Raw genomic sequence first — 12,902 nt, forward strand, 5'->3', positions numbered from 1 at the left:
GATCGCCGGGATGTCTTACTTTGGGCGATCAGGCTGTTGCGGCTGATTCGTCGGAGGCGGCGGATGGCTCGGCGTTGTACGAGGCCGCGGCCAGTGCCATGCGGGCCAACGCCGGAAGGGAGCCGGCGCCCGTTTTCGTCATGATCGCGGCACGGTGGTTTTCGACCGTGCGTTGGCTGATGGAAAGATCCGACGCGATGATCTTGCTGGGTTGACCGGCTAACACCCGGTTCATGATCTCGTGCTGACGCGGCGTGAGCGTGGCGATATGTTGCGCGGCCGTCTCACGCCACGCGAACAGTTTGTTCGAGTCGCGCGATTGTTCGAACGCGCGTCTGATGCCGTCGAGCAGTTCGGTCCGCCCGATCGGCTTTTCGATGAAATCGGCCGCTCCGGCCTTCATGGCGCGCACTACCATTGAAACATCGCTGTGACCCGTGATCATGATCGCCGGGAGTGGCCGCTTCGTTTCGCGGATATGTTCGAGTAATTCAAGTCCGCTCATGCCCGGCAGGTAGCCGTCTACCAATAGACAAGCCTCTCGGCCCGAATGATAGGCGGAGAGAAAGGCTTCGCAGGTCGGATAGGTTTCGACGCTCTGGCCGTCTTCCTCAAGCACCGCTCTTATCGCATCACGTACAGTCGAATCGTCGTCCACCACGTAAATGACCGGATCCGTTCCGCCTTTACCGTGCATGTTGTCTTGATGCGGCAGCGGCGTCGGCGGCAATTCCGGTAGCAGATGCTGAATCAGCTGCGAGAGCGTATTGACCTGGACCGGCTTGTTGAGTTGCGCGCATTGCTTGAGCGCGATCGCCTTGAGCGTCTCTGTCGAGATGTCGCCCGTCAGGATAATGGTTGGAATCTGGCGGCGCAGCGTCTCCCTCAATTTCGTTGCGACCTCCAGTCCGTTCATTCCGTTCGGCAGGTTGTAATCCGCGAGGATCAGGTCCGGCCGGAACGTATCGCGCGTCACCCATTCAAGCGCCGCGATTCCATCGCGCGCGGCGGCCGCACGGTGGCCCTCGTCGGTCAGAATGAGTTCCAGCAAGCTGCGTACTTCAGGATCATCCTCGATGACCAGAATTGCGCCGGTTCGGTGGGCGGCATCGACGGTCTCATCGGCTACCTTCGTCGGTAGCGGAATAGCGACGCTGGTGCGTTCCTCGACGGCGCCGCCAACGTCGATGGTAAACACCGAACCCTTGCCTGGCTCGGAGCGTACCCGGATCCGATGCTTCAGCAAACGCGCGAGGCGCTGGGATATGGACAAGCCCAGCCCGAGGCCAAGTCTACGCTCGCGCGCAGCATTGTTGAGCTGATGGTATTCGTCGAAGATCGATTTGAGCTCTGCAGCGGGAATACCGATTCCAGTGTCCCATACCTCTATGCTAACCACGCCGTTCCTTCTCCGGCAGCCTAGCAACACCTTGCCGCGCTGCGTATATTTCAGCGCATTCGAAAGCAGGTTGCGGATGATCTGATCAAGCAGACGCGAGTCGCTTTGTATCGATAGGTGGCAAGGCACCACATGCAAGGAGAGGCCCTGTGCCTGCGCGTGGAACGCGAACTCGTCTCGTAGGCGGTCGAAGAGGGTGTTGAGCGGAAAGCTGGATATCTCCGCGTGGACGGTCCCCGCCTCGATCTGGTTGATGTCGAGTAAGGTGTTGAGCATGCCCGACATCGCGTCCAGTGTCTGCTCAAAGCGAGCCACGATACTCCCGGCCATATCGCCCTCCACGTGCTTCGCGAGCAACGAATGAAGTAACGTCAGTGTCTGCAGCGGTTGGCGTAGATCGTGGCTTGCAGCCGCCAGAAACCGGGACTTGGCGACGTTTGCCTGGTCGGCTTGCTGGCGCGCCGCTTCGAGCGCTTTCGTCGTGTGCTTTCTGTCCGTGATGTCGGTGAACGTGATCACCACACCCTCGATACCGTTGTCGTTGGTGTGGTAAGGCAGGATGCGGCGGACCAACCACACGCCGCTGCGCGCTTCGATTTCGCGTTCGATTGGCGTGCCCGTCTGTAATACGGTCTGTGCGTCCGTCAGCAGATCGGCGTCGGCCGCAAGGGAGCGCAGGTCCGCAAGAGGGCGACCGACGTCGCCGGGAATCACGCTGAAAACCAGTTTCGTGGCGGGCGTAAAGAAGCGGATGTTCAGGTCTCTATCGAGAAAGAGCGTCGCGACATCGGTGCTGAAGAGGACATTCTGTAGATCGTTGTAGGTGATTCGTTGGCGCTCCAGCGTTTCCTGCAGCTGTCCATTCAATGCGGTGAGTTCTTCGTTTAGCGACTGTAACTCTTCCTTCGACGTGACCAGTTCCTCGTTCGTCGACTGGTATTCCTCGTTGACCGACAGCGCTTCCTCATTGATGGTCTTCTGCTCTTCACCGGCCAGTTCAAGACTATGGATGGCGCGATGCAGTTCGTCGCGGGTTGTCTCAAGCTCGCGTCCCAGTTCCTCGACTCGGGAAGTATCTGCGGCAGCCACGGGATTGGTATGCGATGGCGCGTGTTCAGGCAGATCGACAAAGCAGACCAGCAGCAGCGCCTCGCCTCCATTCGTTACCGGCAGAACGTCGATATTGAACGAAACCTGTTTGCCGTCGCGCAATACGCTGCCACCACCCTTGACTACTACCCGCGTGCCGTCCCGGCTGGCCTGTTCGGTGGCCAGTCTCAGTCGGGTGCGCATAGCATCGGGCGCCATGGAGAGCAGATCGCGCGTGGGCGCGCCGCGTGGCACATGCAGATAACGGTCGGTGGCCCCAAGGAAGAACAGGCACTCGCGATTGCGGTCCGTCAGCACCGCCGCCGGGGCAAAGGCATCCATCACGAGTTGCCGGCATAGATCCGCCATAGCGGCGTGGCGCGGGCGAACCGCGGCGGCTTGTCCGTTGCGAAGCGGAAGGCGCGACAGTTCGCCGGTACCGGCCAGAAAGCCGAGGTCTCCCGGACGCGAGTGGCCGATATGCCGGTATACCCGCTCGGCTTTCGAAACGAGCTCGAAACGCCCGCTCGTGTTGCCGGCCGTCTCGGCGCTGCCCAGAAGCAGGATGCCGCCCTCACGCAAGGCGAAATGAAACAGCGCGATGACTTTCGCCTGCGCTTCGGGCATCAGGTAGATCAGCAGATTGCGGCATGAAACAAGATCGAGACGCGAAAAAGGCGGATCGGCCAGCACGTCCTGGACCGTGAATACCACGACCGAGCGCAGTTCAGGCAGGACCCGGTATTGATGTTCTTCCCTGGAAAAAAACCGCGCCAGTCGCCCGGGAGACACGTCGGCCTCAATGCTCTTCGCGTAAAGGCCTTCACGCGCGCGGGCGACAGCGTGGGGGGCGATGTCGGATGCAAATACCTGCAGCTTGATATCGATGCCGGACAGAACGATCTGCTCGCGAAACACCATTGCCAACGAATAGACTTCTTCGCCGCTGCTGCAACCGGCTACCCAGATGCGCAGGGACTGCCCGGCTGCGCGGTTTTGAACCAGTTCAGGGACGGTGGTTTTCTCGAGAAACTCGAATACCGAGGTATCGCGAAAGAAACGGGTGACGTTGATAAGCAGGTCCGCCGCGAGCCGGTCCAGTTCCTCGCTGTCGCGCTGCAGAACCTCGAGATATTGGCTGATGTCGCCGGTGTCCAGCGCGACCAGCGCCATGCGTCGCCTGATCCGGCGCACCAGGGTGCCAGGCTTGTAGAACGTGAAGTCGTGGGTCGTCTTGACGCGCAGCAATTCAACGATCTTCGACAGTTGCGCCGACGTTGCCTCTTCTGCGCCAGCCGCACTGTCTTTAAGCGGTAACGCCATGCGGCGCTGGAACTCAGCTAGTGCAGCAGGTATCGCATTTGCGAGAAGGACAAGGTCCACTCCACCTGTGGCGATCGCACTTTGCGGCATGGAATCGTAGGCCGCTTCATTCGGGTCTTGGGCAATCACCAGACCACCTGCTTCCCTGATGGCTTTCAACCCGAGGCTGCCGTCGGCACCCATGCCGGAGAGGATGACGCAGATGGCGCGCGCGCCATATTCTTCAGCCATCGAGCGCAACAGAAAATCGAATGGCAGGCGGGCGCCATGGCGAGCCAGCGGCTTCGACAGCTGAAGCGTGCCGTTGCGGACTGAAAGCGATGCGCCGGGCGGAATAACATACAAATATTCGCGCTCGATCAGCATTCCGTCTTCCGCCTCCCTCACGTTGACAGACGCATGTTCGCCTAGCAGGTCGACCATCATGCTTTTATGAGTCGGGTCGAGATGCTGAACCAGAACAAACGCCATGCCTGCATTGACGGGGAGTGCGCCAAGCAGCTTCCTGCAGGCTTCCAGACCCCCTGCAGATGCGCCTATTCCGACGACGGGAAAGTCCTCGGCTTTTGACGTTGAATCGCTGCCGGGATGGCCCTGGGCACTCGTGCGAGCGGGGAGTTTGTCAGGGCGATGGGAAAGACTTTCAGGCATGGAGGATTGCCTTGAAGGGTTGCCTTCACGGGGAAGACATCATCTTGATAGTACACGAATTTCCTTTCATGACCGGGTCCCCCAAATGCTCCCGCCACTCTGCTGAGTATGTCGATCTGAGTAGTTTCCGACGCTGCCTCAGCATTCAGCCCGGCACTATGATGAAAGCAAATGAGGTCGGGAGGTATGTCATGAGCACCGTTATCGCAAAGCTGCACACGGAGCATGTCAGGCTTGCGCGGCTTGTGCGCCTGCTGAACCATCAGTCATGCCTGCGTACCGACGCCGGCGCGCCAAATGTCGCGTTGCTGGTCGATGCGTTGTGTTACCTGACGCGCTTTCCGGACGTGGACCATCACGTTATTGAAGACCGGATGGTCGAGGTGCTTCTGGAAAAAAAGGCGTTACCCGTCGACATCGGCGAAGAGATCGAATCGCAGCATGCGACGCTGATCCGGAACGGTCGTGACCTGTTGCGCGACCTGGAATCTGCAGTCCGGGGAGAAAACATGTCGCAGGAGTTAGTGGATATTCGAATACGACTCTACGCAGAGCGGCTACGGCACAACATGGTCGTTGAGGAGTTGACACTATTCCCCGCAGCGCAGAAGAGTCTTAGCGAGGCAGATTGGCGCACTGTCGAGGGCGCAGGTTCGCAAGCGCGGCCTGATCCGCTTTTCGACAACGAGCCAGACGAGCGGTTCGCCGAGCTATTTCGAGTCATTAATGCGGAGGCGACTGCAGTGTCCGCGGAATCTCTTTATTGAGCCGATTTCTATTTTACGTTCGCTATTAGCGGACGTTCGCCCGTCCGGAGCCCCATCATGTCGAAGAAATTCCTTAGCCGCGAGCAGATCCGGCAGCAAGTCCAGCAGCGGCTGCAGCCAAGCCCGACAAGGATAACGGGACTGCCTGAGATTGCCATTCCAATGCCGAAACCTCATTCGCTCGATGTGCATGCGCGCAACTGGGATATGGAAGAATTTGGCGGCACGGGGTACGGCGGATACGTCCGGAAGGTCGTTGACGAGGCTAGAAAGGAGTTTTTTCTATCCGATGCCGCTGAGCGTGACGAGATACTCGGAGATTCGTTTGCGCATAGTTGATACCCACGCAGTTCATCCAGCCGGGTCGTTGGATGTCGACTGCGTCGCCATAGATTCCGCGGAAGCGGCATGGATCATTATCGATTTCGGAAATAGCAAATGATAGACGGGCATGATCCTCGCGGTAATCACCTGCTTGCGGCGCTTCCCGAAGCGGAGTGGGCGCGCGTTAGCGCGCATCTCGTGCTGGTCGACATGCCGTTGGGACGGGTTGTTTATGAGTCAGGGCAGCAATTGAGCCGCGCCTACTTCCCCACGACCTCGATCGTGTCCCTGCTTTACGTCATGGAGGACGGCGCGTCTGCCGAGATTTCGATTGTCGGCAACGAGGGCCTCGTCGGCATTGCCCTGTTCATGGGCGGAGAGACTACGCCTAGCCGTGCGGTTGTGCAAAGCGCGGGTTGGGCGTATCGGCTGGATGCGCGGGTCCTGAAAGACGAGTTCGGTCGGGCAGGACCCGTGCAGCGCCTGTTCCTTCGCTATACCCAGGCATTGATCACACAGATGGCTCAGACAGCGGTTTGCAATCGCCACCATTCGATCGACCAGCAACTATGCCGTTGGTTATTGCTTAGCATGGACCGTCTTCCGTCGAACGAGTTGAAAATGACTCAGGAACTGATTGCCAATATGCTCGGAGTGAGGCGGGCAGGCGTCACCGAGGCGGCGATGAAACTTCAGGATGCAGGGCTGATTCGCTACAGCCACGGCCATATCGAGGTGCTTGACAGACCGGCGTTGGAGCAGCGGGTGTGCGAATGTTATGGCGTCGTCAAACGCGAATTCGATCGACTGTTGCCGGATCTGATGGCGCTTTGAGTTGCTCGATTCGATATTGGCAAGAGCAGTGCAGCGAGATAGGCATGCTGTTCGCCACTTCCGTGCGCTCCGGGTGACCTGCCCCCGGCTAGCCGGCGCGACCACAAACTTTTGAGGTGAATTTCATGAACCTTTCAGGAAAAATCACAGACGAAAGGGGAAATTGGGCGGTGAGAGCTGATACACGCGAGTCATACGGCGGCTTCAGTTGCGAGATTCATATGACGATTCACGGTGACGCAGGCGAATTTGCCCACGAGTACAAGGCCGAGAGAACGTTCGACACTGAACAGGACGCTGTTCTTTATGGGCTGCGCGAAGGTATGGTCTGGATAGATCTCAAGATGTCGCGGACCATAAGAGTGTAGCTTTCGACAGTTTGAGCGAAGCCTGCGCGGCTTCGCCGGCTTACGCCACGCGTCTTTCGATCTCGCGCCGATCCAGCATCTCCGTCTTCGCGCGACGATAGTGGACATGTTGGCATCCGATACCTTAGTGCCGCCGATATAGCGCCTTGTATCGGCGCGATTCGCAGTCGACCATCCGGGAGTTTCAGTATGGAAAAGTCTTATCAGACCCGCTCGATTGGAGCGCTATTCGAACCCGCGCGTGCGGGTGCGTTCGAACTCGCTAATCGTATCGTCATGGCCCCGCTCACCCGAAATCGCGCGGGGCTGGGCTTGATGCCAGGACCGTTTGCTCTCGACTATTACGTCCAACGCGCCACGGCCGGTCTGATTATCGCGGAAGCCACGCAGATATCCGAGCAGGCGCAGGGCTACGCAGGTACGCCGGGTTGCTTTACTGACGATCAGGTACGAGGTTGGCGAAAGGTCACTGACGCTGTGCACGCCGCAGGCGGCGTCATGGTGGTTCAGTTGTGGCACACCGGCCGTGTCTCACACACAAGCTTCCAGAAAAACGGTCAGGCCCCTGTGGCCCCTTCTGCAATCCGCGCCAATACGAACACGTTCCTGGCCGGGCGGGGCTTCGTCGATGTATCGATGCCGCGGGCGCTCACGGTAGACGAGATCCCCGGCATTATCAAGGACTTCCGCTACGCCTCTACCCGCGCCATCGAGGCCGGCTTCGATGGCGTCGAACTACATGGTGCCCACGGCTACCTGCTCGACGCCTTTCTACGCGACGGAACCAATCATCGTACTGACGCCTATGGCGGCTCGATCGGGAACCGCTCGAGGCTGCTCCTCGAGGTCACCAAGGCCTGTGCGGACGCTATTGGCGCCGATCGGCTGGGCGTTCGACTATCCCCGGTCTCAACCGCCGGTGATTCACGGGACAGCGATCCGCAGGCGCTCTTCAATCATGTCGTCGAAGCGCTCAACTACTTTGGTTTGGCGTATATGCACATCGTGGAAGGCGAGACCGGTGGGGCAAGGGACAGTTTCGCGTTCGATTACGCGGCCTTGCATGATCGTTTCGACGGCGTGTGGATGGTCAAGAACGGCTATGACCGGAAGATGGCGATGGTCGCGGTGGAAAGCGGCCGCGTCGACCTGGTGTCATTTGGACGACTGTTCATGGCCAACCCGGACCTGGTCGAGCGCCTGAAGTTGAACGCCCCGTTGAACAGCCTCATGGGTCAGGAAACGTTCTATGGTGGCGGTGCCCATGGGTATACCGATTACCCCACCCTTGAACAAACCCGTGCCGCGATAGACCTGGCATGAGAACCCCCGGCCTGGCGCCGGCGCAAGGATAACAACAACCGCTACCGGTCGCGGCGCCATGCCAATCTCGGAAAGGGCTGACCGGTTGAAGTCGCCTCCGAGTCATGTTCTCTCACGGGCGAAAGCCGCTCTAAGTGAGAGCGCCACGAGTTGCACAATAACGTAGGGAAATTGCCATGTCTGACGATAAACAGTTGAAACAGGCCGTCCTTGACGAACTGCAGTGGGAGCCGAGTGTCAATGCCGCTCATATCGGCGTAACCGCAAAATCCGGCGTCGTGACGCTCATGGGTCATGTCGGGACCTTCCCGGAAAAATTTGCGGCGGAGAAGGCTACGCGCCGGGTCAAGGACGTCAAGGCGGTTGCCGAGGAGATCGCGGTTCAGTTGCCGTCTTGCGTACGGTACGGCGACGAAGAAATCGCGTCCGCGGCGGTCAATCGTCTGAAATGGGATTCGTCCGTTCCAGTCGACACCGTTAAAGTGAAAGTCGAAAAAGGCCGCGTCACCCTCACCGGCGAAGTCGATTGGCATTACCAGCAACAAGCTGCGGTGGATGATGTTCGCAGCATTCTAGGTGTTGTCGGCCTGTCAAACGACATCACCATCAAGCCGAGACCCAACACATCGGAGATCCGGCACAACATCCTGGTTGCATTGGACCGGGCGTGGTTTGACCCCGCCTCAATCACCGTGACCGCGCAGGGTGGCAAAGTGAATCTGACCGGTAGCGTTGAGTCCTGGTACGAACGGGAGGAGGCGAGCGCCGCCGCCTGGGCCGCGCCTGGCACCACTTCTGTCAATAACAAGATTACTGTCGCCTGAAGAAGCCTGTAGCCGCCAACTTGATGGGCACAGTTGGCGGGTCATTTGACCAGAACGGCAGGTATGCTGGATTGCGCAATGTCATATCAACATCGCGCATCCTGCCGGGCAGCATTCACATCGACAAAGTTCTCTCCGTACGCCGATATCGTTACTGTCTTGTCTCAAGACGGTAGAGGAGAATCTCCGCGACTTCGAGATAGCAATTTCTCGTTTACGGCAACTCCGCTGAATGAATCGCATGGTTTGTGTAGATCGGAAGTGCTTGCCCGAGTTAGTTGAACATCAGCGCAGTCATCATAAAGTCAAGGCCAAGCAGGGCAAGTGACGAATAGACTACCGTTCTGATTGTTGCACTCGACACGCCTCCCGGGGTCGGTTGCGCTTCGTACCCCTGGTAGAGGGAGATGAAGGTCGCCGCAAAGCCAAAGACGATACTCTTTACCACACCGTTTCTGACATCTCGCCAAACACCGACGCCGCCTTGCATCTGTGACCAGAAAGCGCCGGAATCGACGCCAATCATTACAACACCGACGATATAGCCACCGATCACGCCTACGGCATTGAAAATGGCGGCGAGGAGCGGCATTGCGATTACGCCTGCCGGCATCCGCGGCGCAATGACGACCTTGATCGGGTCGACCGCCATCATCTCCATGGCTGATAGCTGTTCGCCGGCCTTCATTGCAAAAAGGCGACTGGTTCGTTTTCCTTCGAATTGCATGAACGTAATGCATCGACAGCGTGAAGATGAGTAGTTTCCGAACCTGCCCAGTCAAACGCGCGACGCCTATCATCAAGGACGATAGCGTTCCAATTGGACGTCCGCCGAACAAACAGTGTCAGACGGATCCGGGTGAAACGCTCCCGGTTGCCTCAACAGACCTCCAAGGAGACTCACTGTGCAAGTAGGAATGATTGGACTTGGGCGCATGGGCAGCAATATGGTGCGCCGCCTTCTGCAGAAAGATCAGGAATGTGTCGTGTACGGCTCTCACGAGGACGTAGTGAAAGAACTTCAGGCACTCGGTGCTATAGGCGCTGACTCTCTGGAAAACTTCGTTTCCCGTTTGACCAAACCGCGCGCAATCTGGCTGATGGTACCCGCTGCCGTCGTCGATCAGGAACTGGCGAAACTTACGCCGCTGCTCGATTCAGGCGACATCGTGATCGATGGAGGGAATTCGTACTACCGCGATGATATTCGCCGTAGCGCTGAGCTGAGATCCCGAGAGATTCATCACGTCGATGTAGGAACGAGCGGTGGCGTATTTGGCCTCAACCGTGGCTACTGCCTTATGATTGGCGGAGAAAAAAACGTCGTGCAGCGTCTTGCACCAATCTTTGCGGCACTCGCGCCGGGCGCGGGTGACGTCCCCGTCACACAAGGGAGAAGCAAGGACGGCAGCCTCGAGCGTACCGCCGACCAAGGTTACCTGCATTGTGGCGTGCACGGCGCCGGCCATTTCGTCAAGATGGTTCATAACGGCATTGAATACGGGATCATGGCCGCCTATGCCGAGGGGCTGAATATCTTGCATAACGCGAACGCAGGTACGCGGACAGGCGATGCCGACGCTGAAACGACACCGCTGCGAAACCCGGAGTATTACCAATACACGCTTGATTTGCCCGAAATTGCCGAAGTGTGGCGTCGAGGCAGCGTCATCGGTTCCTGGTTGCTGGACCTTACCGCAGCCGCTCTTCAGGACGATCCCGCGCTGGCGAAATATGAGGGCAGGGTGTCGGACTCCGGCGAAGGTCGCTGGACGATCATGGCCGCTATTGATGAAGCCGTACCGGCTCCCGTGTTGAGCGCCGCACTCTTTGAGCGCTTTAGCTCGCGAGGAGACGCCGACTTTGCTTCGAAAATATTGTCAGCCATGCGCAATGAATTTGGAGGCCATCTCGAGAGATCAGCGCCGAAAGCCAGAGCCTGAAGATGTTCGCGCCTCGGTCGGACGTGCTCGTCTTCTTCGCAGAATAGCGCGTGTACTATCTTGCCCTCCACAAAATCGACGTGCCGGGCGCCGGGCGCCAGATGCTCGAGCGCAAGCACTTTCTCGGCTGTACATCAACTCGGAGAAATAGATATGACCTCCGCAATTATTGGAATCGTATTAGGAATGGGATTGATGTTCGGAGTCTCGCTGTACCGGTTTCGACACCAGCCGGCACCGCTGGCCGTTTGTTCCAACTCGGCGAGACAGCGCACCCGGGACAGCCTGCGAGAGCGTTACGGTCTGTAAAGAGACATGCAGCACGCGGGCTTGAATTGCAAAGGCGTGCTAGACGCGAGCACGTGGCAGGCCCTTGAACTCGGTGAATAGCCTGAGAAGGCTCGTGCGGCAGAGTTCACGACACTGTCACAGGCAGTTCTTTTGCCTGCACCTTGCCGTCAACGATATCTTTGCCGAACTGCATCGCAAGAGCGATCGCTGCGTCCGGGTTGGAAGGGGGCACCCCGTCGAACACGGTCGAAAAGCGGCGCGCTTCGATATCGGTTGGTGGGTTGGCGTCAATGCGCACGACTGAGGAAAATCGCCTTGGACCTTGTGCATAAGGGTCGTCGAAAGGAGGGAAGGCTTGATGAGTGTAGGCGCGCAGCTCATAGCCTTTGTATTGGGTGGTGGGAATAGTCATGACAGTGCCCTCAGGAACGTCGGCTGTAATCGGTATCGAGTGACATTCATGCGACACATTTTGTACTGCTTTTGATTTCGAGTCTGTACGCTATCGATCAGAAAAACGGGCTCATTTGAATTTTTGTCATGTTCAAGTGTCGTGAGTCTCCATTGACCGTTTGTCGCTGTTGTAGGGCACCCAGGGTCGGGCATCGAACCGCTCCCGCTGCGTAGTTTCCGGCCTTATCAGATCAGGAAGCGGTGTGCGCCGTGACCGACCCGCTCTGATAGCGCTTTGCGACGAGAGCGCAACGCTTTGGTAGCGGGTCGCTAAGTAGTTTCCGACGCTATCGACATGATCTCCAAATCTCTACTATCGAGTTACAGGAAGCCGTCGCGTATTCACTTTGACCAGTCTGCGTCGTCAAAGCGGATCGCCGGACATTCGAGCCTATCTCAATTGGAAGGGCTTTAGCTGAATCGGAGCAGGGAGCATCGACTATGTTGCGAAGCATTGAGAGCCTTTACGGAAACCCGGTGATGGCGCGTGATGGCGGAATCGGCAGCGTCGACGAGGTCTATTTTGACGACGAGGCGTGGGGCGTCCGTTAGCTGATCGTCGAAACAGGGCACTGGTTCGATAGAGATCGTGTCCTGATCTCACCCTACTCGTTCGAGTCGAACAGTCAGGATGTTGGGACGATCAAGGTAAATGTGACTCGTCAGCAGGTCAAGGACTGTCCGGACATCGATACGCATAAGCCCGTGTCGCGCCAGCATGAGATCGACTACCTTGGCTATTACGGCTATCCGCCGTATTGGGGTGGTGCCTACGTGTGGGGCATGGGCGCCTATCCGTCCTTCGGGTCCGTGAGTGCAGCACCAGACGTCGAAATCGATGCGCGAATGCGGCGACTTGAGCATGAAGAGGACGCACGCACCGAAGACACCCATTTGCGCAGCACCCGCGCAATCAAGGGCTATGGCATCGAGGCGCCGGACGGCGGAATTGGCCATGTTCACGGCTTCGTGTTCGACGACGCTGCGTGGGTCATCCGATACCTGATCGTCGATACGAGAAACTGGTGGCCAGGGGGCAAGGAAGTGTTGATTTCCACCCGCTGGCTGAACCATATAGATTGGATCGGATCGACCGTGTCGACGCAGTTGACACGGGATGAAATAAAAGGCAGTCCGGCATTCAGCGGCAAGTTTCCGATCGATAGATCCTTCGAGGAGCGGCTACACAAACACTACGGGCAACATGAGTATTGGCTGCCGGAAGAAAGCCAGGATAGCGCGCCACTCGAGCCGGCAAGCGAGAGATAACCCCCTCGGATGTGTGGGTTGCATCCGGCAGAATGTTCACCTGA

General features: G+C 58.1%; 11 protein-coding genes. 8 read left to right on the forward strand and 3 right to left on the reverse strand.

Features of this window, described 5'->3' with window-relative positions:
* Positions 1-28: 28 nt before the first annotated feature.
* Positions 29-4,462: a chemotaxis protein CheB gene (locus HWY05_RS26030; RefSeq protein ID WP_176060083.1), complete on the reverse strand. Its 4,434-nt coding sequence runs from the start codon at positions 4,460-4,462 to the stop codon at positions 29-31.
* A gap of 191 nt (positions 4,463-4,653) precedes the next feature.
* Between HWY05_RS26030 and HWY05_RS26035 the strand changes: the two genes are divergently transcribed.
* The 6 genes from HWY05_RS26035 to HWY05_RS26060 all read left to right on the forward strand — a co-directional run bounded on the left by HWY05_RS26035 (position 4,654) and on the right by HWY05_RS26060 (position 8,902).
* Positions 4,654-5,229, forward strand: a complete 576-nt coding sequence (locus tag HWY05_RS26035; protein WP_176060084.1) for a hemerythrin domain-containing protein — start codon at positions 4,654-4,656, stop codon at positions 5,227-5,229.
* A gap of 57 nt (positions 5,230-5,286) precedes the next feature.
* Positions 5,287-5,568 carry a hypothetical protein gene (locus HWY05_RS26040; protein WP_176060085.1) on the forward strand — a complete coding sequence of 94 codons (282 nt, stop codon included), beginning with the start codon at positions 5,287-5,289 and terminating at the stop codon, positions 5,566-5,568.
* A gap of 99 nt (positions 5,569-5,667) precedes the next feature.
* Positions 5,668-6,387, forward strand: coding sequence for a Crp/Fnr family transcriptional regulator (locus HWY05_RS26045; RefSeq protein ID WP_176060086.1), 720 nt, complete (start codon positions 5,668-5,670; stop codon positions 6,385-6,387).
* Between the two features lie 125 nt (positions 6,388-6,512).
* Positions 6,513-6,755 carry a hypothetical protein gene (locus tag HWY05_RS26050; protein ID WP_035553084.1) on the forward strand — a complete coding sequence of 81 codons (243 nt, stop codon included), beginning with the start codon at positions 6,513-6,515 and terminating at the stop codon, positions 6,753-6,755.
* 189 nt (positions 6,756-6,944) lie between these two features.
* Entirely contained in the window at positions 6,945-8,078 is a 1,134-nt protein-coding gene (locus tag HWY05_RS26055; protein ID WP_176060087.1) for an alkene reductase, read from the forward strand.
* A gap of 176 nt (positions 8,079-8,254) precedes the next feature.
* A complete protein-coding gene (locus HWY05_RS26060; RefSeq protein WP_176060088.1) occupies positions 8,255-8,902 on the forward strand; it encodes a BON domain-containing protein in 648 nt (215 codons plus the stop codon).
* A 274-nt stretch (positions 8,903-9,176) separates the two neighbouring features.
* On the opposite strand, the gene HWY05_RS26065 is transcribed toward HWY05_RS26060, so the two are convergent.
* A complete protein-coding gene (locus tag HWY05_RS26065) occupies positions 9,177-9,629 on the reverse strand; it encodes an ABC transporter permease (protein ID WP_176060089.1) in 453 nt (150 codons plus the stop codon).
* 178 nt (positions 9,630-9,807) lie between these two features.
* On the opposite strand from HWY05_RS26065, the gene gnd reads away from it, so the two are divergent.
* A complete protein-coding gene (gene gnd / locus HWY05_RS26070; protein ID WP_176060090.1) occupies positions 9,808-10,845 on the forward strand; it encodes a phosphogluconate dehydrogenase (NAD(+)-dependent, decarboxylating) in 1,038 nt (345 codons plus the stop codon).
* A gap of 415 nt (positions 10,846-11,260) precedes the next feature.
* On the opposite strand, the gene HWY05_RS26075 is transcribed toward gnd, so the two are convergent.
* Positions 11,261-11,548 carry a hypothetical protein gene (locus tag HWY05_RS26075; RefSeq protein ID WP_035553076.1) on the reverse strand — a complete coding sequence of 96 codons (288 nt, stop codon included), beginning with the start codon at positions 11,546-11,548 and terminating at the stop codon, positions 11,261-11,263.
* 695 nt (positions 11,549-12,243) lie between these two features.
* Between HWY05_RS26075 and HWY05_RS26080 the strand changes: the two genes are divergently transcribed.
* Positions 12,244-12,858, forward strand: coding sequence for a PRC-barrel domain containing protein (locus HWY05_RS26080; RefSeq protein WP_347880813.1), 615 nt, complete (start codon positions 12,244-12,246; stop codon positions 12,856-12,858).
* Positions 12,859-12,902 lie beyond the last annotated feature (44 nt).

This window comes from Paraburkholderia sp. BCC1876, from assembly GCF_902833695.1.
Classification (GTDB): Bacteria; Pseudomonadota; Gammaproteobacteria; order Burkholderiales; family Burkholderiaceae; genus Paraburkholderia.